This window comes from Glutamicibacter sp. 0426, assembly GCF_001906485.1.
GTDB classification, from domain to species: Bacteria; Actinomycetota; Actinomycetes; order Actinomycetales; family Micrococcaceae; genus Glutamicibacter; species Glutamicibacter nicotianae.
In genome coordinates, this window is sequence record NZ_MPBI01000003.1 from 122,866 (window position 1) to 148,065 (window position 25,200).

The window sequence follows — 25,200 nt, forward strand, 5'->3', positions numbered from 1 at the left end:
CTCCTTGAAAACACGATGGCACCGGTGCCGCTTCGCCTCAAGGAGATTTCCTGAATGCACAGGTTTCCATCAGTGCCAGCGATCTGGATGTCTCCTGTGAACTGATGCGCCACCTGTCCGTACGCGGGCGGGACGGCCTAGCCTCGATGGCAAAGCGCAAGGAGGCCAGAATTCCATGCTGAACATCTTCCAAGCCGAGATCAATGATTCGACGCTGGATGACATCAAGTCTGCGCAAAGCAATCGCAAGCGCCGGCGGCTGCGCCGTGCCGCTGTCCTGGCGGTTGCGGTCATCGTCGTGGCTGCCTTGCTCGGCCTGTTCGACCAGGAGCAGACCGTGGTGAAGGACGGCGACAGCTTCACGGCCGAAGTGCAGCTCCCCACCGTGATCAGAGCCGGAAATGAAATCGAGCTGAGGATTGAAATCACCGCTGCCGAGCCGTTGCCCGAGACCATCACCCTGGAGCTGAACGAGGACTACCTGATGCTCTTCGAGGACTTCTCGGCCTTTCCCGAACCCGAGTCCGTAGCAAGCGGCGCAGGTGGCACCATCCAATTCGAGGTGGCCCCGGTGCCAGGGTCCAGGCAAATGGTCGCCACGCTCACCGGCCGCGCCTCGGATCAGTGGTCCCCGAGCACCGGCGGGGTGCTGGGCATCGAGGTGAAGGGCAATACAACGGAACTAGAGATCAGAACCTGGAGGATCCCCTGATGGATATCGTCATCCGCGCTGCCGTCGCGTTCATCATCCTGTGGCTGGCCACCCGCACCGCGGGACGGTCCACCCTCGGCGAGCTCAGTTCATTCGAGCTGGTGCTCTTCGTGGTGCTGGGCGATTTGGTGCAGCAAGGCATCACCATGGAAGACCGTTCGCTGGTCGGCAGCTTGCTGGCGGCCTTCACCATGATCGTGCTCGCAGCGATCCTGAACTATGCAAATATGCGATGGCCCAAGCTGGGCAAGCTGATGCAGGGCAGGCCCATTGTGCTGGTGCGCGACGGGGTGCTTGACCGCAAGGCGTTGCATGCTGAGCGCATTGGCCTGGATGAGTTGAGCATGCTGGCCCGCCAAGCCGGCATCGAGAACTACAGCAGCATCCGGCTGGCCATATTGGAAGCCAGCGGCAAGATTTCCTTTTTCACCCAGGAAGCCCAGTCCCGATCCTGAGCACAGTTGCCGGAAATGCGGGAAAGCGAGCGGTGCCAACCAGATAGGTTGGCACCGCTCGCTTTGTGCGCTCGGTCCGCTACTGCTCTTCCGGGGTCTCGCGCTGATCGGGCAGGTTGGCGCTGCGCTCCGCGTCCAGCCCGGGGTCCTCGAACTCTTCGGGTTCATCGAGCTGCGTGTCATCGACAGCGCGTTCCCCGTCCAGCGGTTCGACCAGCGTGGTTTCGGGATTCAGCAGCAGCGGGTCCTCGTCGCGTTCGGCCAGGATGCGCTCTGCCCCGCGCAACGGGTCATCCGCATCCAGCTGCGCAGGCGCATCCGAGGAGCCTTCGGCCGGTTGGCTGTCGCGGCCATCCAGCGGCTCGTCGATGTCCTGGTCCTTGCGCACATTCTCGAATTCTTCATTGTTCAGTGACATTTGCGCTCCTCTTTCCTTGTCAATAGGGAAATGATTTCTTCGGTGTCCATCAGTTTCTGCCGATGCTGGGTGCTCATGTATTCCAGTGCGTTCTGCCCTGCCTGCGGGTCCGGGGACGCACAGGCATCGGTGGCGACCGCAACCGGCAGGTTCGCGGCAAACGCGTCAGATGCCGTAGCCCGGATGCAGGTATCGGTGGCGACCCCGGCCAGCACCAGGGAACTGGCGCGGCGTTGCAGCAGCAGCGTCGTCAGCTCCGTGTTCCAGAAGGCGCTGTCCCGGCGCTTGACCACTTCGATGGCCCCGGCCAGCTCCAGCTCCTCCAGGTACCCGGCTTTCGCCGTGCCTTCGAAGAGGTAGCCCTGGCCATCCTCGAGCATGTTCAGCGTCCAGGTGGACCTGTCTTCATTGTGCACGGTGCGCACGCTGATCACCGGCACCCCGTCCCGTGCCGCCGCCGCGGCCAGCCGATTGCAGTTGGCAGTGATCTGCTGCCTCGATGCGGCCAGCCCGGGGTCTGCGAAGAAGCCGCGCTGCAGATCGATGAGCAGCAGGGCCGGGTGCCTGAAGTCGCTCGTGGAATCCGTAGCACCCATGACTCAGCTGTGCGCCGCGCAGTGCTGGCAGCAGAACACGTCCTGTTGCTGGCGCACCGGATGGCCCAGGATGGCGCAATTGCAGTGCGCGCACCGCTCAGCCATGTCCTGGATGGCGCATTCGAAACTGTCGTATTGGCCTGAACGCCCATCCCTGCTGAGCATGAACAGCGGGTCCTGGTCGTTTCCGCACAAATCGCAGGTCTGCATTGGTTCTCTCCTGTCTTCTGCTGAGTGTTCCCCTTTGCGGCTAGCGTTCCTCGTCATCCTCGCGGTACTGGTCTTCGGTCGAATCATCCAGATCCGGGTCGATGCCCTCGGCCTCGTGGGCCGGGGCGGGAACGTGCTCGTCATCCGGCTGGCCCAGCGGCCAGGTCTTCTCGACCAGATCCTGGTCCGGGTCCTTCAGCCGATCTGCGGCGTGGGCAATGGCTTCCTTGGCCTTGTCGATGAGTCCCATGGTTCTTGTCCTTCCGGATTGATCCGATACGGTCCTCTAACCGAATACCAGTGAAGCGTGCCCCGCGTACATGGTTAATCGGCTGTTGCCAGCTTCGCCCTGGGCGAGCCTGCAAGGACGCTGGCAATGATTGAAGGCCTGCTTGCGGTGCTGGAACGTGGGGAGCGTCCCCGCAGGAAAACGCGAAAGGAGCACGATCATGGTTGCAGCCAAGGAACTAATGACCTCGCCAGCCAAATGCGTCAAGGAACAGGACTCGGTCCAGGTCGCAGCCCAGCTGATGAAGGACCTGCAGGTCGGCATGCTGCCCATCTGCGGCAAGGATGACCGGCTGGCCGGCACCATCACCGACCGCGATATCGTCATCAACGCCGTAGCCGACGGCGTGGTCACCTCCAGCACCAAGGTCGCCGACTATGCCCAGGGCAAGCCGGTGACCATTGGCGCCGACGATTCCATCGAGGAAGCCATCCGCACCATGCAGGAGCACCAGGTGCGCAGGCTTCCCGTTATCGACGGGCATAAGCTGGTGGGAATGCTCGCCCAGGCGGACATTGCCCGCTACTACGACGAGCAGAGCACCGGAAGCCTGGTCGAAGGGATTTCCCAAGACTAGGACCAGACCAGGACCTGCCGCCGGCAGCAGCACAAGGAAGAGCTTCCGGGCAAACCACGGTTTTCCCGGAAGCTCTGTTCTTGCTCTTGGCGATTTTTCGCGGCAGTTGCCGCGTCACCGTCCGTTGGCGTCCGTGCCTCCCCTCGGGTCATCCAACGAGCTTGGTCCCCGAACCAGGCGGTACACGCCGTAGATGAAGAGCAATGCGCCCCAGCCTGCCACGATCCACAGTGGTCCCGAGGTGCTGTCAGGCGCCGCGAGCAGCGCGTAGATGGCGAATCCTACGGCCACGAGCCCGCCCACAATCGTGAGCCACAGGCCGGGCCGACGGCCGTGAGCCCTATTAATCGGTTTGTCCGTCATGTCTTCATCCTTTCCTGGAAGGAAAGCTCAACCCGCGTCAAAGCGGTCTTCGCTTTCCTCAGACGTATCCTCGGTATTTTCTTTGATGCTCCCCCGGCGGGCCACACGCTCGTCGCCGGGTTCTGCTTCGCCATCCGGCTGCGTGGTGCGTGCCAGGTTCTCGGGCTTGTCTCGGTCGCTCATTGCTTCTCCTGTCGTGGCGATCGGCTATGAATTGCGCAGGGCATCGATGAGCTCGGCCTTGCGCATCTTCGAACGGCCCTCAACCCCGATTTCCTTGGCCCGGTCCTGCAATTCCTCGACGGTCCAGTCCTCGTAGTCCCCGGATTTGCCGCCGCGCTTGCCCACCTCGGAGCGGCCATCTCGGGCGGCGGCATTGGCGATGCGCGCCGACTTCTGCTTGGAGTTCCCCTCCTCGCGCAGCTCTTCGTAGAGTTCCTCATCCTTGATCCGGCTCTTGCCCTTGCCTGCCATGGGTTTCCTCCCTCTCACGCTTCGCCAGCTGGCCTTCGGATAACCAGCACTGTGCGTCCCACGCTAGCTACCTGCGGCCACGGGCGACAGGGCAACCCCCGGACTTTATGCTGGATCCCAGACTTCGGCGCTAGCACATTTTCTGGCAGCAGCCGCGAAACTGATGCTTGCCCGAAAGCTCTCTGGCCGTTGCCGCCAAGTGGGCACCGTGCTATTCACCGCCGGTGCCCCGCGAAGAACACTGGGAGGTGTCCCTGACGCCGTTGGCGCTCTCGCGACGGCGTCTTCCAGCAACTGAAGGAGGAAAAGCCATGCCCGGGAAGAATCCCCCGCACCACAATGAGCCAGTAGGCACTGCCAGCGATTCGAGCAGCACCGGGTTGCCGGATCTTGGTACAGCAGATGAGCCGGTGGGCACCGGCAGCCACCCGGATTCGCGCACCAGCGATTCCGCGGAAACCGAGCGTGCTGGCAAGGAAAAGATCAGCCCTCCCGAACAGCGCCAGCCGGAGCCCGGCCTGGATCAGGAGTTGAAGCCGAAGGCGGATCACGGCGAGCGAAGCTACCAGGGACGGGATCGGCTGGCCGGAAAACGCGCGCTGATCACCGGTGGCGATTCGGGTATTGGAGCGGCGGTGGCGATCGCTTTCGCCCGCGAAGGGGCCAGCGTCGCCTTGGCCTACCTGCCCGCTGAGCAGCCGGATGCGGATGCCATCGCCGGGCTCGTGGAAGAGGCCGGCGTCGAGGTGCACCTGCTGCCCGGGGATCTGCGCGACCGCGAGTACCGCGGTTCGCTGGTCGACAAGGCGGTGGCCGCACTCGGCGGACTTGACATCCTGGTGAACAACGCCGGCAAGCAGATCAGTGTCGAATCCTTGGAGGAGCTGAGCGATGAGCAGATTGAGGCGACCTTCGATGTGAATATCTTCGCGATGTTCGCCCTGAGCCGGGATGCGCTGAAGGTGATCCCGGCAGGCGGATCCATTATCAATACGACGTCCATCCAGGCTTTCGATCCCTCGGATCACCTGATGGACTACGCCTCAACGAAGGGGGCGATCAGCAACTTCACCAAGACGCTGGCCTCCCAGGCCGCCAAGCAGGGCATCAGGGTCAATGCGGTGGCTCCCGGTCCCATTTGGACTCCGCTGCAACCCTCGGATGGCCAGCCCATCGAGGCGTTGCCGAAGTTCGGCCACGATACCTGGCTGGGCCGGGCAGGTCAGCCGGTGGAACTCGCTCCAGCCTATGTGTTCCTGGCCAGCGACGAGGCTTCGTATGTTGTCGGATCGACGGTGCACGTCAACGGGGGGAAGAACCAGCCGTAGGACTGTGTATTTGTCCCCGGGCGGATAGGGGTCCGGGGATCAATCCACCTCGTCCTTGCTGATGGTGAATTCCATGTTCCTCCGCTCGTACTCGCGCTGGCTGAAGGTAGCGCGCTGGACTTCCTTGACCTCGTCGAAGCTGGAGCCGATGGCCCCGCCCATGGTTCCCAGCGAGGATGCCAGCCAGGCAAGATTGACGTATTCGGCCAGCGACACATTGTGGCGCAGCTGATAGGCGAGGTATTCCTGGTCAATGACAATCAGTGCACCCGCCAGCAGCGCCAGGAATAAGAGCAGGTACATGGCCGTCGCTGCAAACCCGACCGTGAGCACCGTGGCCGCGTTGTAGATAACCATCCGCTCGCGGCGGCGGTTGCCCTGGGGCCTCTCCCACAACCGGTTGTGCAGCAGCAGCCAGAGCGTGAGGATCAGAATGCTTGACAGCGTGATAAGCGCAAGCCGCGTAGCGGGCAGGTAGTCGGCCATTGACCAGATGCTCGTGTAGAACACGCCGAAGGCTCCGGTGGCCACCGCACCTGCCATCGCGGAGGAAAGCCGCGGCACCAGTTTCCACGGCTGGTTGCTGCGCACCATTCCGGCGACCAGCAGCAGCCGCCCGCGCAGGCCCTCGATGCTCGTGATGCGGTTCTGCTCGTTCTGCCCGTCCTGCCGGCTGGCGTGCACGCTCATTGCCCGGCCCAGCGGGGTGGGCGGCGGGGCGGGCTGCTTGCCGGTAGCCAATTCCCTGACCAGTTCGGCCAATTCCCGTGCCACCGTGCGCGGCCGGGCCATCCCGAGACTGGGCATGGAAAGCACGGCCGAAGCATCCTCGACGGAAATCACCGAACGCACCGGCCGGTTCTGCACATAGTGCGGTGCATCGGTCAGGTAGATGATGAAGTCCCAGCCGTGCTTCTCCCGCAGCTTCGGCACCTTGTCATTCAACGCCACCCGTCCGCTCTCCCCCAATGGCAGGGAGAACGGAGCCACCTGCACGTCCCACCGGTGCTCCTGCTCCTGCAACTTCTCCAAGACCCCTTCCAACCGCGCAGCTACCCGATTGGCCATGGCATCGGCGATGCCGGGATCGGCAATTATTCCTATCGTGCGCATCTCGGGATCTTGCACGCTCATCAGCACCTCGCAGCTCTCCGGCAGCAGCTTGAGCCGCTCCCACAGCACACCCTAGGAAGTTGTGCCATGGCATGCAGTGCCGTTCAGCAACCTTGCAGAAACCAGCATCGGCACTGCACCCTTGATCCCCGGGATTCCACGGATTCCTGACTCACAGGCAATGCCCATCAAACTTCCCTTGTTGCCTGCGGCCCGGTGTGGCAGGGTCGGTGCCATCGCCCATCTGGTACAGGAAGGAAAGACCATGGACTCCAATCAGCCAGAAGAAGAGACGCGCCAGGGGACCCCTCCGCTGCGCGATGAGCACTCAGGGAAGGATCCCGCGAAGGACAAGCAGAATCCGGTTGGCAGCAATGAGGATGCTTTCGAGCAGCCGGCGGAAGACCAGGACCCAGACGCGGTGGACACCCACCGGTTCAATACCGACTGACTGCTGTCGATAACGGGAAACGAAGCACGGAGGAGAATGATTTGAAGGCACTGACATGGCAAGGCAAGCGAAAGGTCGCATTCAGCGACGTCCCGGATCCGGTGATCCAGGATCCCGGGGACATCATCATCAAGGTCACTTCCACCGCAATCTGCGGATCAGACCTGCATCTCTATGAGCTGCTTGGACCCTACATGCATGCTGGCGACGTGCTGGGCCACGAAACCATGGGGATTGTCCAGGAAGTTGGCAGCGGCATCACCAAGCTGTCGGTGGGCGACCGGGTAGTCATCCCGTTCAACATCTCCTGCGGCCACTGCTGGATGTGCCAGCATGACCTGCAGTCGCAGTGCGAGACCACCCAGGTGCGCAAGCACGGCAAGGGCGCCCAATTCTTCGGGTACTCCGAACTCTATGGACAGGTTCCCGGCGGCCAGGCCGAATACCTGCGGGTGCCCCATGCCGATTATGGTGCCGTGAAAGTTGGCCACGAGCTGCCCGACCACCGCTATCTGTTCCTCTCCGATATCCTGCCCACCGCGTGGCAGGGCGTGGAGTACGCAAGCGTCCCGGACGGCGGAACCCTCGCGGTCTACGGGCTCGGACCCGTGGGCCAGCTCGCCGCGCGAATCGGCCGCCATCTGGGCTATGAGGTGCTGGGTATCGACCCGGTAGCCGAACGCCGCGCCATGGCCGAGCGCCACGGGATCCAGACCCTGGACTTCACCAAGGACACCGTGGGCGAACTGCGCGGGCTCACCGGGCGCGGCCCCGATGCCGTGCTCGATGCAGTGGGCATGGAAGCCCATGGTTCCCCGGTCTCCTCTATGTTCCAGCAAGCCACCGGGCTGCTGCCGGACAAGGCCGCGCAGCTGGCCATGGAGAACGTCTCCGCGGACCGCACCAGCGTGCTGGATTCGGCCATTGATGCGGTGCGGCGTGGCGGCACCCTGTCGATCAGCGGCGTCTATGCCGGGGCAGCCACACCGATGCCGATGGTGAAGCTGTTCGACAAGCAGATCCAGATCCGCCAGGGCCAATGCAATGTGCGCTCATGGACGCGGAAGCTGCTGCCGCTGGCCGAGGATGCAGCCGATCCGCTAGGCCTGGACGACCTTGTCACGCACGAGCAGCCGCTCTCGAACGGTCCGCAGATGTACGAGACCTTCCAGAAGAAGCAGGATGCGTGCATCAAGGTGGTGCTCAAGCCGTAGCAAGCTAGGCACTTTTCTTCCCGGAACCGGAGGCCTTCTTCTTGTGTGGCGAGGAGGAGGCCTCCTTTGCCGTCGCCTTCTTCTCGGCTGGTTTCCTGGCAGCAGCCGGCTTCTTGGCTGCGGACTTCTTCGCCGGCGCTGTCTTGGCTGGCGGTTCCTTGCTCTTCGCCGCGGACTTCTTCGCCGGCGCCTTCTTGGCTGGCGGTTCCTTGCTCTTCGCCGCTTTGCTCCCGGCTTTTGACTTCCGGCCCTCGATGCTGCGCTTGAGCGCTTCCATCAGATCGATGACCTCCCCGGAGTCGCTTCCGTGCTCCTCGGAGCCGAAGGTCGCTTCAGTATCCAGTTCCTCGCCTTGCTCGATTTTCGCTTCGATCAGCGCTTGCAGTTGGAGCTGGTAGTCGTCCTGGAATTCTTCCGGGGTGAAATCGGTGCTGTACTGGTCCACTAGGGCAGCAGACATCTTCAGTTCCTGCTCACTGATCCGCGGTGATTTCTCCGGTGCCACCTGCTCGGCGTCGCGCAGCTCGTCCGCCCACATGACCGCTTGCAGCACCATCACCTTGGACCGGACACGCAAGATGCCCAGCCGGGTCTTCTGGCGCAGGGCAAAGCGCACCACCGCCAGTTTCTCAGTGTTTTCCAGTGTCCGGCGCAACAGCTCGTACGCCTTGGGCGACTTCGAGTCCGCCTGGAGGTAGTAGCTCTTCTCCAGCATCAGGGGATCGACTTGGCTTGCCGGGACGAACTGGACTACCTCGATTTCGCGGCTTTTCTCCGCAGGCAGAGCGTCCATGTCCTCATCGGTGAGCACAATGGTCCGTTCCCCGTCTTCATAGGCCTTGTCCAGATCCTTGTAGGCGATTTTCTTCCCGCAGACTTCGCATCGGCGTTCGTAGCGGATTCGGCCGCCGTCCTTGTCATGGACCTGATGCAGGTCGATGTCGTGGTCTTCGGTGGCGCCGTAGGCCTTGACCGGCACGTTCACCAAGCCGAAGGCAATTGATCCAGTCCAGATAGCTCGCATGGGCATAGTGAAGCATCTTTCCGGCCGCGCGTCACTGGCCGGATGAGACTGGCAGGCTGCACGGAGGTTCAGCAGCGCAAAACGCAAAGCTTGCTTGGAACGCTGGATTCCCCGGCGCTGCTCGGGAAGATTGGCCGCATACGGAAAAGCAAAGGACAGCGCATGGCACGCAGGGAGCAAACCGTGAAAGTCGCGGGGCACACGCTGAAGGTCAGCAATCTGGACAAGATCTTGTACCCGCAGACCGGAACCACCAAGGGAGAAGTCATGGACTACTTCCAGCAAGTGGCTCCGGCGCTGATTCCGCATGCCGCGTGGCGCCCCGCTACCCGCAAGCGCTGGGTGGACGGGGTGGGCACTGCCGAAGAACCGGGCAAGGTGTTTTTCCGCAAGGATCTTGAAGACTCCGCCCCCAGCTGGGTTCCCTCCGCCAAGCTGCAGCACAAGACCCATGCGAATACCTATCCGCTGGTCAATAACGAGGCGGTGCTGGCCTGGCTGGCCCAAATGGCAGCGCTGGAAATCCACGTTCCCCAATGGCGTTTCGATTCGTCGCTGGAACCTGCCAACCCGGACCGGCTGGTTCTGGACCTCGATCCCGGTCCCGGTGCCGGTTTGGAGCAGTGCGCTGAAGTCGCGCTGATCTGCCGGGAGATCCTCGACGGCATGGAGCTGCCCAGCTTCCCAGTGACCTCTGGTTCCAAGGGCATCCACCTCTATGCCGGGCTGGATGGCAAATACACCTCAGACCAGATCAACGAGGTGGCCAAGGAACTGGCTTCGACGTTGGAGAAGGAGCACCCGCAACTGGTTCTCTCCAGCATGAAGCGCTCGCTGCGCGAGAACAAGGTGCTCGTGGACTGGAGCCAGAACAATGCCTCGAAAACCACTGTCTGCCCATATTCGCTGCGGGGTCGCGCCCGGCCCACCGTCGCGGCCCCGCGGACCTGGCAGGAAATCGAAGCGCAGGGGTTGGCGCAACTGGACTTCCACGAGGTGCTGGAGCGCATTGCTGATGGAATGGAACCCCTGGCGCAACTGGCCTCGGCGCAACGGCAGGACCCGGATCGCCTGGCGGCCTACCGCTCCAAGCGCAATGCGTCGCTGACACCCGAACCGGTGCCGGAGCAGTCCGGGAAGGCTGAAAAGGCACAGTCCGTTCAGGCCGGAAGCGACGGCACCGGGTTGTCTTTCGTCATCCAGGAACACCATGCCCGCCGGCTGCATTGGGATTTCCGCCTGGAGCACGAGGGAGTGCTGGTCTCCTGGGCAGTGCCCAAGGGCCCGCCGCTGGAACCCGGAGTCCAGCGCCTGGCAGTCATGACCGAAGACCATCCGCTATCCTACGCAAGTTTCGAAGGCAGCATCCCGAAGGGGCAATACGGCGCCGGGGAAGTATCGATCTGGGATTCGGGCCGGTGCGTGATCGAGAAATGGCGCGAAGGCAAAGAAGTCATCGCGGTACTCACCGGTGATTCAGCAGGAGGACTGGGCGGCGTGCCACGGCGTTTCGTGCTGATCCAGGCCGCAGGGATGGGCGGAAAGGACAATTGGCTGCTTCAACTGGCCAAGGACCAGCCTTCGGCAGCCGAGGGCGGGGCCTCCGCTGATTCCAGTGGCGCAGGACCGGACGCAGCTCGCGAGCCCAGCGCCAAGCAGGCCGTGGCTGACCTGTCTGGCCAACCCTTGCGCCCCATGCTGGCCACGCCTGGCACGGCCGGGGACTTCGGCGTTGAGCAGGACTGGAGCTTTGAAATGAAATGGGACGGCTACCGAGCACTTGCAGTAGTCGGTGACGGCGTAACCAAGCTGCTCAGCCGCAACGGCCATGACCTGACCGGCGACTTCCCGGAACTCGGAATTCTCGGTTCGTTGCTGCCGGACCGCTGCGTAGTGGATGGGGAAATCGTTGCCCTGGATTCTACGGGCCGCCCAGATTTCTCGCTGCTCCAGCAACGGGTGTCCCACCAGCGCAAGAAGCGCACGAAGCAGGCCTCGGCCATCAGGATCCAGTACATGCTCTTCGACGTGCTGCAGTTGCCTGCCGGCAAAGGCGCCGGGCTAGAGGATCTGACTGCGCTGCCCTACGAGCAACGCCGCCAGCGGCTTGCGGGCCTGGATATCGACCACCAGTACGTGCAGGTTCCCCCGGCCCACACCGGGACCTTGGAACAAGCCATCGGGACCAGCCGCGAGCTAGGCCTGGAAGGCGTGGTGGCCAAGGAACGCGACTCGGCATACGAGCTGGGCCGGCGCAGCGGCAGCTGGTTGAAGCTCAAGCACCAGCTGCATCAGGAAGCCGTGGTGATTGGCTGGCGGCCAGGGCAGGGGTCGCGCAGCCGCGGCCTGGCGTCGCTGCTGCTGGCCATTCCGGGACATGGCGGTTTGGAGTACGCCGGCCGGGTGGGCACCGGATTCAGCGACACGCAACTTGCCGAGATCCGCGAACGGCTTGAGAAGATCGAGCGCAAAACTCCCCCGGCCAAGGACATTCCCGCAGCGCATCGGCGCGATGCCCGCTGGGTAAGCCCGAAATATGTGGCAGAAGTCCGATACAGCGAACTGACCTCGGAGCGCCTTCTGCGCCATCCAGTGTGGCGCGGTTGGCGCGACGACAAGCATCCGGATGAGGTCCACTGGGAAACAGCGGATCCTTCCTGAAACCGAACCGCAAATGACAGCTAAGACAAGGAGCAAAACATGAAATTGCTGGCAAAGATCTTCGGAACCCTGGTCTCGCTCGGCGCAGGCTGGCTTGGCGCCAAGCTCGTCTCCGGGATCTGGCACAAGGCCATGGGCGAAGAACCGCCGTCACTGGCCAACCCCGATAAGCAACAGCAGGCAGCCGTAGGCAAGGTGCTGGCGTTCGCCGTGATCTCAGGAGCAAGCGCTTCCGCCATCCAGGCTCTGGCCAAACGGTGGACGCGTTCCCTGGAAGCCAAGGCAGCGGGCCGGTAGCTGGCCGCAGTCAGGCAGAAACCCGGATGCACTGGGTCGGGCAGCTGTTATGCAGTCGCCCGACTCGCTGCTGCCCGGCCCTGCGGAATGGTTGCTCTCGGTGCATCCACCGCAGTGATGAATTACGGATACCTGAAGCCCTTTGGGATACGAGCGGCGATCAGTTGGCCGGCAGATTCATATCCGCCGGCGGAAAGATCCATGCCGTAGCCATTACGCGTGGCGATCTGCGAGGGCAGGCAAAAGCAGCTTCGGACTGGCCGGCAATCTCGACGAGATCGAAGGGCAAAAGTGCAGCGATGCAACTCGCGGCAAAATCACCGACTCCTCTGGCATCTGGGCAATCATGGACTTAGAATGGAAAGAAAATATCACTATACGAAAGTGGAATCCATGTCCATCCAGTCTTCTCCCCTAGCCGCAGGCCAGGCAGCTCCGGACTTCTCCTTGCAGGACGCCAAGGGGGAAACAGTTTCCCTCTCCGACTATTCAGGTCAGAAGGTTATCGTCTATTTCTACCCCAAGGCCGCAACTCCAGGCTGCACCACCGAGGCCTGCGATTTCCGCGACAACCTCAATTCGTTGCAAGCGGCAGGATACTCCGTACTGGGCATCTCCCCGGACGCACCGGAAGAGCTGGCAGCCTTCGCCAACGACGAATCGCTGAACTTCCCGCTCCTCTCCGATCCTGGAAATGAAGTTGCGACAGCCTACGGCTCTTACGGCGAAAAGACCATCGGTGGAAAAACGATCGTGGGCACTTTGCGCTCCACTGCAGTCATCAATGAAGATGGCAGCATCCAGCAAATCGAATATTCGGTGGATGCCACCGGACATGTAGCCCGACTCCGTGACTCGCTGGGAATCTAGAGGATTTCACATCCGGTTCTTTCCTGCGCCAGTAGTGATGCTTCAGCCGGGGCCAGCTTCGTCTGGCCCCGGCTGTGCTCTGCAGCCCGTGTTGGGACCGTCAAGCTATATCTGCATTTCGGCATGGGCGTTGGCCAAAAGATGCATGAAAGCACCACGGTCGAATGCAGCTCGCTGCCGGACCGCGCCATTGCCCGTCTCCAGCATATTTCTCAGGGAAATCACGGCGAAGTCGTAGTCCCCATGAGCTCGCAGTGCGTCCTCGGCAATACGCAGCAGCCTGCGAGCCAGCTCTTTCACCGCAATCGGTGCGCCGGTTTCCGTATCCACTTGCTCTCCGGTGATTCCATTCTTGGCCGCTTGCCACAATGACAGATCCAGGACTTCGGGAAGATACTCGACAGCTTCGAATTCACCGGCCACGGCAGTTTCGACAAGCCCCCGCAGCAGCACGGCAAGCAAGACCGAATCTTGCGCTCTGAGCTGCGAATCGGCGACACGAATTTCGACTGTGGGATACTTTTCCGACAGCCGTGCGGACCATCCGATATGCCCGGGGTCGGGTACAGCAGCGGTGCCGTTGATGCGCGCAAGACGCGACTCATAGTCCCGGAAATCTGCAAAGTATGGCGGGATTCCCTGGACAGACCACTTCCGGTAATGAATGGTTCTCCACGATGAGAAGCTGCTGTCGACGCCTCGCCAATATGGTGAATTCGCGCCTAATGCGCAAAGAAGGGGCAGCCAGCCGCGCAAGAAGTTCAGTGCACGAACGCCGGCTTCCGGATCAGGGACCGAGACATGGACGTGCAAACCGCACATGTAGTGCTCGGCAGCTATTCCTGAAATGAATTTGCCGATTTCCTGATACCTTGCGTTATCGGTAAATGCCGGAGGCTGCTGGGGAATCATTGGCGCCGAACCTATGCCCGCGACCAGCAGACCGCTAGAGGCCGCTTTGCTTGCCAGGGCCCTGCGAAAGCTTCCCAACTCGTGCAACGCCTGGTCCCGGTCTTCGCAGATGGAACTCGCGTGTTCAACTTGGCAAGCTAGAAACTCATTTTGCACTTCCCCATCGCGTTGCGAATCCAGTGCCTGCCGGAACGGCTCCTGATCCACGCTGGCAGGCAATCCTGTTTCTGCGTCAAACATGAAGAATTCTTCTTCAATGCCAAAGGTACTCATCTCATGCCTCCCGGAATGGGTTTGCTTGGGCGCCAAGCTAGCAACTGGCCAGCCTCGAATTTCCAGGTCGCCGCAGGACCACCCGCATCAGTTGTTTGCGCTATTGCGCGTGCGGCTTTTGAAACACTAGTTCGCATGGCTTGGATGCACCCGGTTGAGGCAGGGATTCCCATGGACCTCCCATCAATCCGACATGAATCGAACAAGAAGGCTGAAACAGGCCCGGACGTGGAATTGATGCGCTGCAGTGTCCTCGCCCGCGTGAATCCGGCGAAGTTCGGATGATATTGCGGAACCTGCGAACCAGCTACTGACTAGTAGGGAAACTCGCGCTGGCAATAGGCTGGGTGCGGATTGATTCCCGCCCACGCCCAAGCCAAATACCTTACGCTTGAAGCACACTCCGCTTCTCATTGACGGCGAACTATGCCCTGCCAGCAAGCCAACCTGCAATTTGCGAAGTGGCGTGACTTATGGGGATAACTCGAAAGTTACGAACAAAGTGGAGGTAGTACCAATGTCAGGTCGTATGGTCAGGTCGAAAACTGCTGAACGTGTCGCGGAACTTCTGGGATCCCGAGAGGGACGCTCCCATCTGAGCGAGCATGGATGGATCCGGGGAATGCCGGTGATCATTGCACAAGTCAACGAGCCGGTTGACGATGTCATGGGTCTCGTTTCCGTTCACAATTGCCCTGTTCTTGTGGCAATACTCGACAACCGGGGTGACCGGCTTCGTTTCATGCATGTCTCGCCGCCAAATGATGCTCTCGAAATAGTTGAAGAAACCCCGGCGCACCACCCGATCTGCTCTCTTTTCGAGCTAGCCGAGGAACACGGCATGCTGGAGTTCCGAGTCCGGTACTGGGCGCACACTGCTGTCGCAAACGTCCTTCCGGACTTCACTCCGAAAGAACAGGTGCAAATGACAATGCTGCGCAGATAAATCCCGAACTGCGTGACGTACGCCCGCCGGGAATGACAGGCTTGCGCCATACCGCTGGGCACCGATTGCAGCCTAAGGCGCCAAAACGAGAACGGTCCTGCTCTCCGATTTACGGAAGGCAGGACCGTTGTCGTTTTGCGGACGGCTAGCGGCCGGCGATCTTCACCAGCTTGTGGTTGATGAATTCGTCCATGCCGTACTTGCCCAGCTCGCGCCCGATGCCCGAGCGCTTCACTCCCCCGAAAGGCAGCTCGGGGTAGGAAGCGGAAGGCTCATTGATGGCCACCATGCCGCTTTGCAGCTGCTGTGACACGCGCTGCGCGCGTTCCATGTCCTGCGTGTGGATGGAAGCTCCCAGCCCGTAGTCGGTGTTGTTGGCCAGGGCCACGGCTTCCTCTTCGCCGTCCACCTTGTAGAGCACGGCGACCGGGCCGAAGAGCTCTTCGGAGAACGCACGCATCTCGGGAGTCACCCCGGCCAGCACGGTCGGTTCGTAGAATGCGCCATCGCCCTGGATCGGCTTGCCGCCGGCCAGCACCTGGGCACCCTTGTCGATGGCATCCTGCACCTGGGCGGCCAGTCCGTCGCGGGCTGCGGCGGAAGACAGCGGGCCGAGGAAGTTCTCTGGCTGGGACGGGTCACCCACAGTGATCCCGGAAACCTGCTCTACCAGTGCCTTGGAGAAGTCCTCGTAGACCGAGGAGTCGACGATGAAGCGCTTGGCGGCATTGCAGGCCTGCCCGGTGTTTCCGAACCGTGCACGCATGCCCAGCTTGGCGGTGCGCGCCACGTCCGCGTCTTCGAACACCATGAATGGATCCGAGCCGCCGAGCTCCAGCACGACCTTTTTCAGGTTGCGTCCGGCAATTTCCGCAACAGCGGCGCCGGCACGCTCCGAACCGGTCAGCGAGACGCCCTGCACCCGGCGGTCCGCGATCATGCCCGCGATCTGCTCATTGGTGGCAAAGATGTTCACGTACGCGCCCTGGGGCGCACCGGCTTCGCGGAAGATCTCTTCCATGGCAAGCGCCGACTCCGGGCACTGCGGAGCGTGCTTGAGCAGGATGGTGTTGCCGTTCATCAGGTTCGGTCCGGCAAAGCGGGCCACCTGGTAGTACGGGAAGTTCCACGGCATGATGCCCAGCAGCGCGCCCACTGCTTCCTTGCGCACCAGCGCCGTGCCGCCGGAGGCGATTTCCAGCTCTTCGTCCTCCAGGTACTTCGGTCCGTTCTTGGCGTAGTAGCGGTAGATTGCCGCTACGATGCCGATTTCGCCCAGCGCCTGCTTGATGGGCTTGCCCATTTCGCGGGTGATGATCGCTGCCAGTTCCTGGGCTCGTGCCTCGTAGATGTCGGCCACGCGTTCGAGCAGGGCAACGCGCTCCTCCAGCGCCGAGACCGACCACTGGGTGTAGGCGTGGTGCGCCTTGGCCATGGCTTCCTGGATCTGCTCATCGGTGGCGGTCGGGTAGGTTGCCTCGACGACGCCGGTGGCAGGGTTGGTAACAGCATAAGTGGACATGGTGCTCCTTCGACGATTCGCTATTTGGACACTTAGCGCCCAGTCTTCCAGCTCCCGTCGCCAATTCCCCGGACTCTTCGGCTATTGGCGTGTTCGCCGCGGAAACTGCCGCTGTTCCTCCAAAGTCGCAGACTGGGCCGGCAGCAGGGATTGCAGTACTGCTGGACTCCTCGCAGCTGCGCCGGGTGATGCGCTGGACGCTCGGGATCCGGCTCGATCCTACTCGCTTGCCTCCTGCTTTCCTGGAAGCTCCGAGCTCTCGCCATCGAACCTGAATGCTTCCTGCGGATTGGCCGCGATCCGTGACCTGCGGCGCGCTCTTGCCTAGCGTCGTATGCAACCAGCAGCGCTCCGCACGGACTGCGGAGCCGGATGCGCGGCCACCCGCCGCGCCACCCGCAGCTGACGACAGCAGCAGAGGAAGGGAAGACATGAGCACCAACGATCACACCAGTTCGAATCCATTCCCCGATGACCCGCGCAGCACCCCGCAACCCGGAACCGTCCGCCACGGCCTGAACGATCCGGATCCATTGACCGAGCCGCAAACCGACCTGTTCCCTTCGGGCACTGTCGAACCGGTGCCGGCCGACGCGCATGATTCCGGTGACCTGCAGTCCGCAGAAAGCGGCAGTACGTCGGGCAAAGCGCAGGCAGCCCAGGATCTGGCGCGCGAGGGCCAGGAATCCGCCACCCACGTGCTTGACAGCGCCAAGCAGGAAGCCTCGATGCTCGCTGAGCAGGCCAAGGACCAGGCCACCCACCTGTGGGATGAACTCGGCTCCGACCTGAAGGAGCAGACCTCCGCGCAGCAGCGGAAGGTCGCGGCCAACCTGCGCGACATCAGCGATGAGTTCCGCGCCATGCTGGACCAGTCCAGCGCGAGCGGAACCGCGTCCATGCTGGTGGATCAGGCTTCGCATCACAGCGGCCAGGCCGCCGATTGGCTCGAACAGCGCGAGCCGCACGACTTGCTGAATGAGGTCAAGGGCTTTGCACGCAAACGCCCAGCCGCCTTCTTGGGGCTGGCGCTGGGCGCCGGCCTGCTGGCAGGACGCATGACCCGGAATGCCAGCGAGCCGAAGGAAGGCACAGGGCACCGCGATCAGGAACCGCGCCCCGGCACCACCAGCGCACCGAACGCCGCGTCCGGTGACGGGCCAGGTCCGGTGCGGGTTAACCCGTCCTTCCAGGGAACCACCCGCGTGGATTCGGCAGGCAACCCGCTGCATGCCGATTCGGTGGATGTGGACCCGCTGCGCTCCTACCCTCCTGGGGATCCGCGCAGCACCGACTACCGCTAGGAGCATTCGATGACTCACACGACGCCAGATCCCGATTCCGCAGAACATGAACGCAGTTCCCTCGGCGCCCTGTTCAATGACCTGACCCAGAATGTATCGCTGCTGGTTCGCCAAGAGATCGAGCTGGCAAAGACGGAGTTGAAGGAGTCGGCCAGCTCCGCCGGCAAGGGCGCGGGAATGTATGCCGGTGCCGGTGTTGCCGGCCATTTCGTCTTGCTGTTCCTTTCCGTTGCGGCTTTCTTCGGATTGTCGCTCTGGATTGGCTATGGCTTCTCGGCCTTGGTGGTCGCCGCCCTCTGGGCGGTGATCGGTCTGGTCTTGGCTAGCGCGGCCAAGAAGAAGATGCAAGAGATCAAGGGACTGCCTAATACGGCCGAGACAGTCAAGAGGATTCCGTCAGCTTTTACTCCGAAGGATGATGCACCATGAGCAAGAATTCAGAAGAACTCCGCGCGGAAATCGCCCAGACACGAGGCGACCTGCAACAGGATGTGGACGCGATTGCCGACAGGGTCAGTCCCAGCCACATTGCCCACCGACAATCCGAAAAGGTCAAGGACTCATTCAGGAAGGTGAAGGACTCCGTCATGGGAACCGGTGAATCAACGAGTGACCAGCTGCACCACTACAGTGAAGACGCCGCGGAAGCCGTCAGGGAGGCACCGCACAGGGTGGCGGAGCAGACCAAGGGCAATCCGCTGGCCGCCGGAATCATCGCCTTCGGGGCAGGATTGCTGGCCTCGTCGCTGCTTCCGGGGACCCAGAAAGAAGCCGAGCTGGTCCAGCGGGTCAAGGACAAGGCAGAACCGCTGGCCGCAGAGGCCAAGGATGCGGCGAAGCAGATTGCCGAAGACCTTCGGGAGCCTGCGCGACAGGCCGCCGAGGACCTGCGGGATTCCGCCCAGGAATCCGTGGAGACCGTAAAATCCGAAGCCAGCTCCGAAGCCGAGCATTTGCAAAGCGAAGCCAAGGACACGGCCAAGGGCATGAATAACGGCTCCTGATCCCCGGGTAGCGGTAAGAGGCTGGTGCGTGCAATCACTGATTGGAACCACCAGCCTTTTGCTATGCCCGGTAGCCGCCGAGCTAGACGGACCATCCACCATAATTTAGCTAGCCAAGCTAAATAAACACTAGAATGGTTCCATGGAGAATTCCAAATGACTCATTCGGCCTTGCCTACCCAGCTGGTTTGGTTCCGCGATGATCTGCGCACCAGCGACCACCCAGCGTTGAATGCCGCTCTTTCCTCCGGTCCGGTGATCGCGGTGTATGTCCTGGACCAGAAATCTGCCGGCATCCGCCCGCTGGGCGGCGCGGCCAAATGGTGGCTGCACCACGCGCTGGCGAACCTTCGCATATCGCTTGGGCAATTGAAAATCCCGCTCATCCTGCGCCAAGGCCCGGCCGCCGGGATCATCGACGAACTCGTGCACGAAGGCAGTGTGCAGGCAGTGCACTGGAACCGCCGCTACGGCCACGCTGAACGCGCCGTCGACATGCAGATCAAGCAGGACCTGCAGGCCCGAGGCGTCCACGCCCACAGCTACAGCGGGACGCTCCTGCATGAGCCTTGGGAGCTGCTTACCAAGAACGACACCGGCTACAAGGTCTTCACGCCCTTCTATAATGCGTTGCGCGACGACGAGATCCGTCCTCCGTTGCCCGCGCCACAGGCACAAGAACCTCTCCCGGACACTAATCTTCCCGCCAGCGACGAATTGGAGAGCTTGGGATTGTTGCCGGCTTTGGACTGGATTGACGGACTCGCCGCGCAATGGGGACCCGGAGAAGCGCCTGCCCGCCAGCGCCTGGAGCAGGTGCTGGAATCAATCGCCGAAGGCTACGCGGAGCACCATGACCGCCCCGATCTGGACGGCACCTCGGCTTTGTCCCCCGCTCTGCGCTGGGGACATCTGAGTGCGCCCGAGATGTGGGATGCCCTAGGCCGCCTTGCCGCCGAAAATCCCAAAGCTGCAGCAGGAGCCACCGCAATGCGGCGCCAACTGGCCTGGCGGGACTTCTGCTGGCACCTGTACTACCATCACCCGCAACTTCCGGAGCGGAATCTGCGTGCGCAGTTCGACCACTTCGACTGGGCCTGGCCTGAGCAGGACCCGCACGCTGCCGACCAGGTGCGGCTCTGGCAGAAGGGGCGCACCGGCTTCGGGCTGGTCGATGCCGGCATGCAGCAGCTCTGGCAGACCGGCTGGATGCATAACCGAGTGCGGATGGTGGCAGCCAGCCTGCTGGTCAAGAACCTGCAAGTGCATTGGAAGGTCGGCGAGCGGTGGTTCTGGGACACCCTGGTTGATGCGGATCTCGCCAGCAATTCGGCCAATTGGCAATGGGTCGCCGGCAGCGGAGCCGACGCTTCCCCATATTTCCGGGTCTTCAACCCGGAACTGCAGGCCAAGAAATTCGATCCCCAGGGAAGCTATGTGGCTCGATACGCGCCGCTGGCCGCGGAGCCCATTGTGGACCTGAAGCAATCGCGGCAGGCTGCATTGGATGCTTACGAGCAGATGAAACTCATCTCATAGTCGCGAAGCGTCTGGCAGCGGGAAGATGAAGCCCGCTGATCCAGATGATCTTCAACTGCTATTCGATGTTTCGGCCCAACGCATCTTCGGCTCGCTGTCTCAACGCATCAGCTTCCTTGCCGAGGGATCCAGAGCATCCTCAACCGAACACCAATGCGAAAACGCCTACCCGCTCACTTGCGTGCCTCCGATGCCTGCAAATAAGTCCAACCAAGACCAATCCGCCTTCCATCCTCCTCCGAAGAACCATTACAGGGCTCCTCCCGGAACCCGCAGAACTCGACGCGGAATAGAATCCGTGTCCCAGGAAGGACTGATTGCAATGCGCACTTCGCCTAACCGCTTGCTCGCAACAATTTTCGGGGCCGTGTACCTCCTTGTCGGCCTGCTCGGGTTCCTTGTCACTGCCGGCGTGGACTTCTTCGCAACAGAGGGCGGGAAGCTGATCATTTTCGAGGTCAACCCACTTCACAACGTGATCCACCTGGCCATCGGCGCTGCACTGCTCATCGCTGGGCTCGGATCCGTGCGTGCTTCCAAGCTCACCAACACCACGGTGGGCGCCGTCTACCTCCTGGTTGGCATCCTCGGCCTCTTCTTGGCCTCGACAGCGTTGAACATCATTGCCCTGAACGGTGCGGATAACGTCCTGCACCTAGCCAGCGCGATTCTCCTGCTGTCGGTAGGGCTGTCCCAGGACCGGACGCCAGCAGCCCATACCGCACGATCATGATTTCCCACGAGGCCATGGAGCCTGCCACCGAACCTGCCACGCAAGGGCGAGATGCAGTTGCGGGCTCCGTTGCCTTCGGCGGCCTCTATGCCGGGATCGCCGGACTGGGAGTCGCGGCGCTGGCCGCGGCCTCCTCCGCCAGCCTGGCATCGGCATTCGGGGTCGGGTCCGCCCCGGCACCGTGGTGGGCGTGGCTCGGCGCGATAGCATCCGCGGCCTGGGCCGGGATGGCGCTGGTGTACGCCGTTGCCAGCCTGCTGAAGGCAGCGGCACCTGCCGTGAAGCTTGCGGTCCCCTGCCTGGCGCTCGTCTCCTCCGTGCATTTAGCCAGCATTGCTCCTGGTCTTTGGGGGTTCCCGGAGGGAGCGAAAAATATGGATCTCACTATTGCTTCCTTGCTGCTGCTTGAGCTGTCGGTGCTGGTGGTCTTCGTGTGGCAGCGCAAGCGGGGGAAGAACTATCCGCACCGGACAGTGCGGTCCAGCAGCCTAGTTGTCCTCGGGAGCATGTTTGCCGGTTCAGTTGCGGTTGCGGCGGTTGCCAGTTTGGGGTTGGCAGCTTCGTCCGCCGGAGAACTGGCGGTACCTCATTCCGAACACGGCATTCACCATTCGGGAGACATCGACCCGGGAATCATTCAAAAGATGAAACAGGCAGAACACCACCACTAGCCGCAGCCCGGGGGCCAGTGCCAGGTATCCTACTGGCCCCCCATAGCCGAGGATTGCTGGCTAGGCCCGCGGATCAACGATGATCTTCACGTGTTCCTCATTGTTGTTGATCAGCTGGTCAAAGCCTTCGGAAATAAGCTCATCAAGTCCGATGCGCCCGGTGATGAACGGTGCCAGATCCAGCTTGCCGCTTTGCACCAATGCAATGGTGTCCGGATGGTCATTGGCGTAGCCAATGGTGCCGCGCAGGTCGATCTCCTTCAGCACCAGCTTGGGCATGTCCACTTCAGGCTTATGCCCCCAAATCGAGACATTGACGATCACCCCGCCGGGAGCCACCGCGTCCAGGAGCATGTCCAGCACCGCCGGGACCGAGGAGCACTCGAATCCGGCATCCGCACCACGGCCACCGGTAGCTTCGCGCACCTTCTCGGCCACGTCCCCGTCCCTCGGGTCGAAAACCTCGTCGGCAACCCCGGTTTCCCGTGCCTTGGCCTTGCGGGCCTCGGAGAGCTCCGAGATGTAGACTTCCAGGCCCTTCGCCTTGAGCACCGCTGCGGTCAGCAGGCCGATCGGGCCGGCCCCGCCCACGATGGCCACCTGCCCGGCTTGGGCGCCCGAGCGGACGAAGGCGTGGTGGGCCACCGACAGCGGCTCGATCAGCGCGGCTTCATCCAGTGGGATCTTGCCGATGGGATGCACCCAGCGGCGTTCCACGACGATTTTCTCCGATAGCCCGCCGCCGCGGCCGCCCAGGCCGATGAAGTTCATGTCCCGGGAAAGCTGGTACTGCTGGCCTTCGCCGGTGTCCACATCCTCGTGGATGATGTAGGGTTCCACCACGACGTTCTCGCCGACTTCGAGACCGGTGACACCCTCGCCCAGGGCGGTAATGGTTCCGGAGAATTCATGGCCCATGGTCACCGGCGCGCTCTCCCCCGAGATCGGGTGCGGATGCCCGGCCGGCGGGATGAAGATCGGGCCCTCCAGGTACTCGTGCAGATCGGTGCCGCAGATGCCGCACCAGGCAACATCGATGGCCACCGTTCCGGGCTTCAGCACCGGCTCATCGATGTCTTCGATCCGGATGTCCTTCTGGTCGTAGTACCGTGCTGCTCGCATGGCTCCCCCTCGAATCTTCCTGCCTGTTCCCGACCGGCCCAATGCCGATCGGTGCTTCCAGCACCCAAGCTACTGCGGCCGCCAGGATTTGAGAACCGTTGCAAGAGGTTTCACCCGATGGCCTCAGCAAGCCATCCAGTCAATGCCCAGCCAGCAACGCACGGCCTGGTTAGCGGCGCACAATGGACTATGGACATCATGTCGGCGGCGCAGCGTTCGCGGCTCATGTCGCGCATTTCCAGCAAGAACACCGGGCCGGAACTGGCCTTGCGCCGATTGCTGCATGCCGCCGGGTACCGTTACCGCGTGCACGGCATCCTGCCTGCACAGCAAGTTGCCCAGCTGCGCTCTTTGCATCCCGGGATCCCGTTGCGGGGCGGGAAGCTCCCCGGTTCCCCCGACCTCGTCTTCAGTGCCCGGCGGAAGGCTATCTTCGTCAACGGCTGCTTCTGGCACGGCCACGACTGCCCGGTGGGCCAGCGCCGCCCCGCATCCAATACGGGTTATTGGAATCCCAAGCTGGATGCCAATATCGCCCGGGACCAGCGCAACCTCGATAACCTGGCCGCGCTTGGCTGGGAATCGCTGACGCTCTGGGAGTGCGAACTGAAAACCATGGATGACGTCCTGCGCAGGGCAGCAAGCTTCCTCGGCCCCGCGCGCATCCTGCCGCGTGGCGCCACCGCGCAGGAGCCGCCCCAGGGCACCGGCGTTGGCTAAGATCGGAGAGTCCACCCGGGACATGGGTACTGCCGCCGCCAACGGCTCGAACCATGAGGCCTGCCATGGCCTGCCCGCAGCAAACCAACACGTTCCCCGAGGTCTATGAAAAACAGCACGTCCCGCTTCGAAGTCCCGGTACTGCTGGGAACACAGACGCTGTTCAATATCGGTTTCTACGCTGTGGTTCCTTTCCTTGCTGTAGTGCTAGCCAACGACTTCCTGCTGGCAGGTACCGCGGTGGGCCTGATCCTGGGTGTCCGGACCTTCGCCCAGCAAGGGCTCTTCCTGGCCGGAGGCAGCCTGGCCGATCGCTTCGGCGCCCGGCGCATGATTCTCATTGGTTGCGCGGTACGCGCCGCAGGGTTCTCCACACTGGCGGCCTCGCTGTCCTTGGGCGACCCGCAGCTCTGGCTATTTATCCTCGGCACATTGCTCACCGGATTCGGCGGAGCGCTCTTCTCCCCGAGCCTGAGCATCCTGGTGGGCGCGGCCCAGACCGCTCGCGACAGGGGCCAGGCCACAGGAGCCAAACGGGCCTCCCTGTTTGCCTGGCTGAGCATTACCGGAGAGATCGGCGCCGTGACCGGACCGCTGGTCGGGGCAGCACTGTGGGGCTGGGGGTTCGCAACAGTTGCAGGCTTCGGGGCGCTGTTCTTCATCGCCATCGGATTGTTCCTCGCTGCAGCCTTGCGCCGTCCCGCCTCCGACAGTTATTCGCGCGATCGCTCGGAAAGCCCGGCACAGCCGAAGCACCAGCCCGGCAGCCTGCGGCGCTGCCTTGCAGACCGGAAGTTCGTGGCGTTCTGCGCCTTGCATGCCTCGGACTTGCTGGCATATAACCAGCTCTATTTGGCCATTCCCCTGGAATTGCAACGCACTGGCATGCCCACCCAGTGGCTGGGACTGGTATTCGCTTGGATCTCTGTACTGACCTTGGGCTTGCAATTGCCCGTCGCCTGGATCGCTGCACGGATCGGCGCGGCGGCGACCCTGCGTTGCGGGTACTTCTCGAGCGTTTTGGGATTTGGCGTGCTGGCGTTTCTCCCGGCCTCTGCCTTCGGCGAGCAGACTGGTCCGATCCGCATTCTGTGCGCGGTCACTCTGCTGGCTTTGGGGCATATGAGCGTTCATCCCACGGCCTTGTCGTTGGTTCCAAAATTCGCCGGGCACCGCGCCACTGGATCCTACTTCGGCCTGCTCGCCAGCTGCGGCGGCCTGGCTGTGCTGGTGGGGAACATGCTGGTCGGGTGGCTGCTGGCGCAGGCCGGCCAGAATCTCATCCCCGGCTTCCTGCCTTGGCTTTTCCTCATGCTCCCCTTGGGCCTTGCTGCTTGGCTCGCCGCATTACTCGTGCGACGCTCAGGTGTCCTTGCCCAGGGTGCATGAACTGCGACACATG

The 25,200-nt window shown here is 62.4% G+C and carries 30 protein-coding genes; 18 read left to right on the plus strand and 12 right to left on the minus strand.

The window, feature by feature from the left end; genetic code table 11:
* Window positions 1–175: 175 nt before the first annotated feature.
* Entirely contained in the window at window positions 176–712 is a 537-nt protein-coding gene (locus BKX98_RS08900; RefSeq protein WP_073706953.1) for a hypothetical protein, read from the plus strand.
* Window positions 712–1,167, plus strand: coding sequence for a DUF421 domain-containing protein (locus tag BKX98_RS08905; RefSeq protein WP_073706954.1), 456 nt, complete (start codon window positions 712–714; stop codon window positions 1,165–1,167). Before BKX98_RS08900 ends, BKX98_RS08905 begins: the two co-directional genes overlap by 1 nt.
* 79 nt (window positions 1,168–1,246) lie before the next feature.
* Here the strand turns inward: BKX98_RS08905 and BKX98_RS08910 are convergent, their stop codons facing one another.
* From BKX98_RS08910 to BKX98_RS08925, 4 genes are read right to left on the minus strand one after another with little or no spacing between them, the layout of a single operon-like run.
* Window positions 1,247–1,585: a hypothetical protein gene (locus tag BKX98_RS08910; protein WP_073706955.1), complete on the minus strand. Its 339-nt coding sequence runs from the start codon at window positions 1,583–1,585 to the stop codon at window positions 1,247–1,249.
* Window positions 1,576–2,181: a cysteine hydrolase family protein gene (locus tag BKX98_RS08915; RefSeq protein WP_073706956.1), complete on the minus strand. Its 606-nt coding sequence runs from the start codon at window positions 2,179–2,181 to the stop codon at window positions 1,576–1,578. Before BKX98_RS08915 ends, BKX98_RS08910 begins: the two co-directional genes overlap by 10 nt.
* 3 nt (window positions 2,182–2,184) lie before the next feature.
* Window positions 2,185–2,391: a hypothetical protein gene (locus BKX98_RS08920; protein WP_073706957.1), complete on the minus strand. Its 207-nt coding sequence runs from the start codon at window positions 2,389–2,391 to the stop codon at window positions 2,185–2,187.
* A gap of 40 nt (window positions 2,392–2,431) precedes the next feature.
* The gene (locus BKX98_RS08925; RefSeq protein ID WP_073706958.1) at window positions 2,432–2,641 is read right to left on the minus strand and encodes a hypothetical protein; all 210 of its coding nucleotides are present in this window, start codon (window positions 2,639–2,641) and stop codon (window positions 2,432–2,434) included.
* 199 nt (window positions 2,642–2,840) lie between these two features.
* Here BKX98_RS08925 and BKX98_RS08930 point away from each other — a divergent pair, with 199 nt between their 5' ends.
* Entirely contained in the window at window positions 2,841–3,257 is a 417-nt protein-coding gene (locus BKX98_RS08930) for a CBS domain-containing protein (RefSeq protein WP_073706959.1), read from the plus strand.
* Between the two features lie 114 nt (window positions 3,258–3,371).
* Here the strand turns inward: BKX98_RS08930 and BKX98_RS08935 are convergent, their stop codons facing one another.
* The 3 genes from BKX98_RS08935 to BKX98_RS08940 are packed head-to-tail and all read right to left on the minus strand — an operon-like array spanning window position 3,372 to window position 4,094.
* A complete protein-coding gene (locus BKX98_RS08935) occupies window positions 3,372–3,620 on the minus strand; it encodes a hypothetical protein (protein ID WP_066142266.1) in 249 nt (82 codons plus the stop codon).
* Between the two features lie 27 nt (window positions 3,621–3,647).
* Window positions 3,648–3,803 (minus strand): hypothetical protein, encoded by a 156-nt coding sequence (locus BKX98_RS17030; protein WP_158024677.1) that lies wholly within the window; start codon window positions 3,801–3,803, stop codon window positions 3,648–3,650.
* A gap of 24 nt (window positions 3,804–3,827) precedes the next feature.
* Complete coding sequence (locus tag BKX98_RS08940; protein ID WP_028268631.1) at window positions 3,828–4,094, minus strand: Rho termination factor N-terminal domain-containing protein; 267 nt, start codon at window positions 4,092–4,094, stop codon at window positions 3,828–3,830.
* 311 nt (window positions 4,095–4,405) lie between these two features.
* Between BKX98_RS08940 and BKX98_RS08945 the strand changes: the two genes are divergently transcribed.
* The gene (locus BKX98_RS08945; protein WP_083586717.1) at window positions 4,406–5,422 is read left to right on the plus strand and encodes an SDR family oxidoreductase; all 1,017 of its coding nucleotides are present in this window, start codon (window positions 4,406–4,408) and stop codon (window positions 5,420–5,422) included.
* 39 nt (window positions 5,423–5,461) lie between these two features.
* Here the strand turns inward: BKX98_RS08945 and BKX98_RS08950 are convergent, their stop codons facing one another.
* Window positions 5,462–6,556 (minus strand): hypothetical protein, encoded by a 1,095-nt coding sequence (locus BKX98_RS08950; protein WP_073707237.1) that lies wholly within the window; start codon window positions 6,554–6,556, stop codon window positions 5,462–5,464.
* A gap of 244 nt (window positions 6,557–6,800) precedes the next feature.
* On the opposite strand from BKX98_RS08950, the gene BKX98_RS08955 reads away from it, so the two are divergent.
* On the plus strand, window positions 6,801–6,986 hold the full coding sequence (locus tag BKX98_RS08955; protein ID WP_073706960.1) for a hypothetical protein: 186 nt from the start codon (window positions 6,801–6,803) through the stop codon (window positions 6,984–6,986).
* A gap of 41 nt (window positions 6,987–7,027) precedes the next feature.
* On the plus strand, window positions 7,028–8,200 hold the full coding sequence (locus tag BKX98_RS08960; RefSeq protein WP_073706961.1) for an alcohol dehydrogenase catalytic domain-containing protein: 1,173 nt from the start codon (window positions 7,028–7,030) through the stop codon (window positions 8,198–8,200).
* A 4-nt stretch (window positions 8,201–8,204) separates the two neighbouring features.
* On the opposite strand, the gene BKX98_RS08965 is transcribed toward BKX98_RS08960, so the two are convergent.
* The gene (locus BKX98_RS08965) at window positions 8,205–9,224 is read right to left on the minus strand and encodes a Ku protein (RefSeq protein WP_073707238.1); all 1,020 of its coding nucleotides are present in this window, start codon (window positions 9,222–9,224) and stop codon (window positions 8,205–8,207) included.
* A 162-nt stretch (window positions 9,225–9,386) separates the two neighbouring features.
* Between BKX98_RS08965 and BKX98_RS08970 the strand changes: the two genes are divergently transcribed.
* From BKX98_RS08970 to bcp, 3 genes are all read left to right on the plus strand, one after another.
* Window positions 9,387–11,885, plus strand: a complete 2,499-nt coding sequence (locus BKX98_RS08970; protein ID WP_073706962.1) for an ATP-dependent DNA ligase — start codon at window positions 9,387–9,389, stop codon at window positions 11,883–11,885.
* Between the two features lie 39 nt (window positions 11,886–11,924).
* Complete coding sequence (locus BKX98_RS08975) at window positions 11,925–12,182, plus strand: DUF4235 domain-containing protein (RefSeq protein WP_022875705.1); 258 nt, start codon at window positions 11,925–11,927, stop codon at window positions 12,180–12,182.
* 393 nt (window positions 12,183–12,575) lie between these two features.
* Entirely contained in the window at window positions 12,576–13,052 is a 477-nt protein-coding gene (gene bcp, locus BKX98_RS08980; protein ID WP_073707239.1) for a thioredoxin-dependent thiol peroxidase, read from the plus strand.
* Between the two features lie 105 nt (window positions 13,053–13,157).
* Here the strand turns inward: bcp and BKX98_RS08985 are convergent, their stop codons facing one another.
* The gene (locus BKX98_RS08985; RefSeq protein ID WP_073706963.1) at window positions 13,158–14,237 is read right to left on the minus strand and encodes a YbdK family carboxylate-amine ligase; all 1,080 of its coding nucleotides are present in this window, start codon (window positions 14,235–14,237) and stop codon (window positions 13,158–13,160) included.
* A 622-nt stretch (window positions 14,238–14,859) separates the two neighbouring features.
* Here BKX98_RS08985 and BKX98_RS08990 point away from each other — a divergent pair.
* Complete coding sequence (locus tag BKX98_RS08990; RefSeq protein WP_233125320.1) at window positions 14,860–15,183, plus strand: hypothetical protein; 324 nt, start codon at window positions 14,860–14,862, stop codon at window positions 15,181–15,183.
* A 145-nt stretch (window positions 15,184–15,328) separates the two neighbouring features.
* On the opposite strand, the gene BKX98_RS08995 is transcribed toward BKX98_RS08990, so the two are convergent.
* Window positions 15,329–16,705, minus strand: a complete 1,377-nt coding sequence (locus tag BKX98_RS08995; RefSeq protein WP_073706965.1) for an NAD-dependent succinate-semialdehyde dehydrogenase — start codon at window positions 16,703–16,705, stop codon at window positions 15,329–15,331.
* A gap of 431 nt (window positions 16,706–17,136) precedes the next feature.
* Here BKX98_RS08995 and BKX98_RS09000 point away from each other — a divergent pair, with 431 nt between their 5' ends.
* From BKX98_RS09000 to BKX98_RS09025, 6 genes are all read left to right on the plus strand, one after another.
* Window positions 17,137–18,009 (plus strand): hypothetical protein, encoded by an 873-nt coding sequence (locus BKX98_RS09000; RefSeq protein ID WP_073706966.1) that lies wholly within the window; start codon window positions 17,137–17,139, stop codon window positions 18,007–18,009.
* Window positions 18,010–18,018: 9 nt separating this feature from the next.
* Window positions 18,019–18,438, plus strand: a complete 420-nt coding sequence (locus BKX98_RS09005) for a phage holin family protein (protein WP_066142299.1) — start codon at window positions 18,019–18,021, stop codon at window positions 18,436–18,438.
* Window positions 18,435–19,013, plus strand: a complete 579-nt coding sequence (locus BKX98_RS09010) for a DUF3618 domain-containing protein (protein WP_066142303.1) — start codon at window positions 18,435–18,437, stop codon at window positions 19,011–19,013. The genes BKX98_RS09005 and BKX98_RS09010 overlap by 4 nt, the downstream gene beginning before the upstream one ends.
* A 156-nt stretch (window positions 19,014–19,169) precedes the next feature.
* Complete coding sequence (locus tag BKX98_RS09015) at window positions 19,170–20,552, plus strand: deoxyribodipyrimidine photo-lyase (protein WP_083586719.1); 1,383 nt, start codon at window positions 19,170–19,172, stop codon at window positions 20,550–20,552.
* A 322-nt stretch (window positions 20,553–20,874) separates the two neighbouring features.
* Entirely contained in the window at window positions 20,875–21,285 is a 411-nt protein-coding gene (locus tag BKX98_RS09020) for a DUF4383 domain-containing protein (RefSeq protein ID WP_066142563.1), read from the plus strand.
* A complete protein-coding gene (locus BKX98_RS09025; protein WP_073706967.1) occupies window positions 21,282–21,956 on the plus strand; it encodes a hypothetical protein in 675 nt (224 codons plus the stop codon). Before BKX98_RS09020 ends, BKX98_RS09025 begins: the two co-directional genes overlap by 4 nt.
* 60 nt (window positions 21,957–22,016) lie before the next feature.
* Here BKX98_RS09025 and BKX98_RS09030 read toward each other — a convergent pair whose 3' ends face one another.
* Complete coding sequence (locus BKX98_RS09030; RefSeq protein WP_073706968.1) at window positions 22,017–23,078, minus strand: 2,3-butanediol dehydrogenase; 1,062 nt, start codon at window positions 23,076–23,078, stop codon at window positions 22,017–22,019.
* Between the two features lie 117 nt (window positions 23,079–23,195).
* Between BKX98_RS09030 and BKX98_RS09035 the strand changes: the two genes are divergently transcribed.
* Both BKX98_RS09035 and BKX98_RS09040 read left to right on the plus strand, forming a co-directional pair.
* Complete coding sequence (locus BKX98_RS09035; protein WP_349362301.1) at window positions 23,196–23,798, plus strand: very short patch repair endonuclease; 603 nt, start codon at window positions 23,196–23,198, stop codon at window positions 23,796–23,798.
* Between the two features lie 105 nt (window positions 23,799–23,903).
* On the plus strand, window positions 23,904–25,187 hold the full coding sequence (locus BKX98_RS09040) for an MFS transporter (RefSeq protein WP_073706970.1): 1,284 nt from the start codon (window positions 23,904–23,906) through the stop codon (window positions 25,185–25,187).
* Window positions 25,188–25,200: the final 13 nt, after the last annotated feature.

What these genes read in the sequence shown, in the direction of transcription:
- BKX98_RS08900 (WP_073706953.1), top strand. Translation starts at nt 176, where the DNA reads ATGCTGAACATCTTCCAAGCCGAGATCAATGATTCGACGCTGGATGAC.
- BKX98_RS08905 (WP_073706954.1), top strand. Translation starts at nt 712, where the DNA reads ATGGATATCGTCATCCGCGCTGCCGTCGCGTTCATCATCCTGTGGCTG.
- BKX98_RS08910 (WP_073706955.1), bottom strand. Translation starts at nt 1,585, where the DNA reads ATGTCACTGAACAATGAAGAATTCGAGAATGTGCGCAAGGACCAGGAC.
- BKX98_RS08915 (WP_073706956.1), bottom strand. Translation starts at nt 2,181, where the DNA reads ATGGGTGCTACGGATTCCACGAGCGACTTCAGGCACCCGGCCCTGCTG.
- BKX98_RS08920 (WP_073706957.1), bottom strand. Translation starts at nt 2,391, where the DNA reads ATGCAGACCTGCGATTTGTGCGGAAACGACCAGGACCCGCTGTTCATG.
- BKX98_RS08925 (WP_073706958.1), bottom strand. Translation starts at nt 2,641, where the DNA reads ATGGGACTCATCGACAAGGCCAAGGAAGCCATTGCCCACGCCGCAGAT.
- BKX98_RS08930 (WP_073706959.1), top strand. Translation starts at nt 2,841, where the DNA reads ATGGTTGCAGCCAAGGAACTAATGACCTCGCCAGCCAAATGCGTCAAG.
- BKX98_RS08935 (WP_066142266.1), bottom strand. Translation starts at nt 3,620, where the DNA reads ATGACGGACAAACCGATTAATAGGGCTCACGGCCGTCGGCCCGGCCTG.
- BKX98_RS17030 (WP_158024677.1), bottom strand. Translation starts at nt 3,803, where the DNA reads ATGAGCGACCGAGACAAGCCCGAGAACCTGGCACGCACCACGCAGCCG.
- BKX98_RS08940 (WP_028268631.1), bottom strand. Translation starts at nt 4,094, where the DNA reads ATGGCAGGCAAGGGCAAGAGCCGGATCAAGGATGAGGAACTCTACGAA.
- BKX98_RS08945 (WP_083586717.1), top strand. Translation starts at nt 4,406, where the DNA reads ATGCCCGGGAAGAATCCCCCGCACCACAATGAGCCAGTAGGCACTGCC.
- BKX98_RS08950 (WP_073707237.1), bottom strand. Translation starts at nt 6,556, where the DNA reads ATGAGCGTGCAAGATCCCGAGATGCGCACGATAGGAATAATTGCCGAT.
- BKX98_RS08955 (WP_073706960.1), top strand. Translation starts at nt 6,801, where the DNA reads ATGGACTCCAATCAGCCAGAAGAAGAGACGCGCCAGGGGACCCCTCCG.
- BKX98_RS08965 (WP_073707238.1), bottom strand. Translation starts at nt 9,224, where the DNA reads ATGCGAGCTATCTGGACTGGATCAATTGCCTTCGGCTTGGTGAACGTG.
- BKX98_RS08970 (WP_073706962.1), top strand. Translation starts at nt 9,387, where the DNA reads ATGGCACGCAGGGAGCAAACCGTGAAAGTCGCGGGGCACACGCTGAAG.
- BKX98_RS08975 (WP_022875705.1), top strand. Translation starts at nt 11,925, where the DNA reads ATGAAATTGCTGGCAAAGATCTTCGGAACCCTGGTCTCGCTCGGCGCA.
- bcp (WP_073707239.1), top strand. Translation starts at nt 12,576, where the DNA reads ATGTCCATCCAGTCTTCTCCCCTAGCCGCAGGCCAGGCAGCTCCGGAC.
- BKX98_RS08985 (WP_073706963.1), bottom strand. Translation starts at nt 14,237, where the DNA reads ATGAGTACCTTTGGCATTGAAGAAGAATTCTTCATGTTTGACGCAGAA.
- BKX98_RS08990 (WP_233125320.1), top strand. Translation starts at nt 14,860, where the DNA reads ATGCCGGTGATCATTGCACAAGTCAACGAGCCGGTTGACGATGTCATG.
- BKX98_RS08995 (WP_073706965.1), bottom strand. Translation starts at nt 16,705, where the DNA reads ATGTCCACTTATGCTGTTACCAACCCTGCCACCGGCGTCGTCGAGGCA.
- BKX98_RS09000 (WP_073706966.1), top strand. Translation starts at nt 17,137, where the DNA reads ATGAGCACCAACGATCACACCAGTTCGAATCCATTCCCCGATGACCCG.
- BKX98_RS09005 (WP_066142299.1), top strand. Translation starts at nt 18,019, where the DNA reads ATGACTCACACGACGCCAGATCCCGATTCCGCAGAACATGAACGCAGT.
- BKX98_RS09010 (WP_066142303.1), top strand. Translation starts at nt 18,435, where the DNA reads ATGAGCAAGAATTCAGAAGAACTCCGCGCGGAAATCGCCCAGACACGA.
- BKX98_RS09015 (WP_083586719.1), top strand. Translation starts at nt 19,170, where the DNA reads ATGACTCATTCGGCCTTGCCTACCCAGCTGGTTTGGTTCCGCGATGAT.
- BKX98_RS09020 (WP_066142563.1), top strand. Translation starts at nt 20,875, where the DNA reads ATGCGCACTTCGCCTAACCGCTTGCTCGCAACAATTTTCGGGGCCGTG.
- BKX98_RS09025 (WP_073706967.1), top strand. Translation starts at nt 21,282, where the DNA reads ATGATTTCCCACGAGGCCATGGAGCCTGCCACCGAACCTGCCACGCAA.
- BKX98_RS09030 (WP_073706968.1), bottom strand. Translation starts at nt 23,078, where the DNA reads ATGCGAGCAGCACGGTACTACGACCAGAAGGACATCCGGATCGAAGAC.
- BKX98_RS09035 (WP_349362301.1), top strand. Translation starts at nt 23,196, where the DNA reads ATGGCCTCAGCAAGCCATCCAGTCAATGCCCAGCCAGCAACGCACGGC.
- BKX98_RS09040 (WP_073706970.1), top strand. Translation starts at nt 23,904, where the DNA reads ATGAAAAACAGCACGTCCCGCTTCGAAGTCCCGGTACTGCTGGGAACA.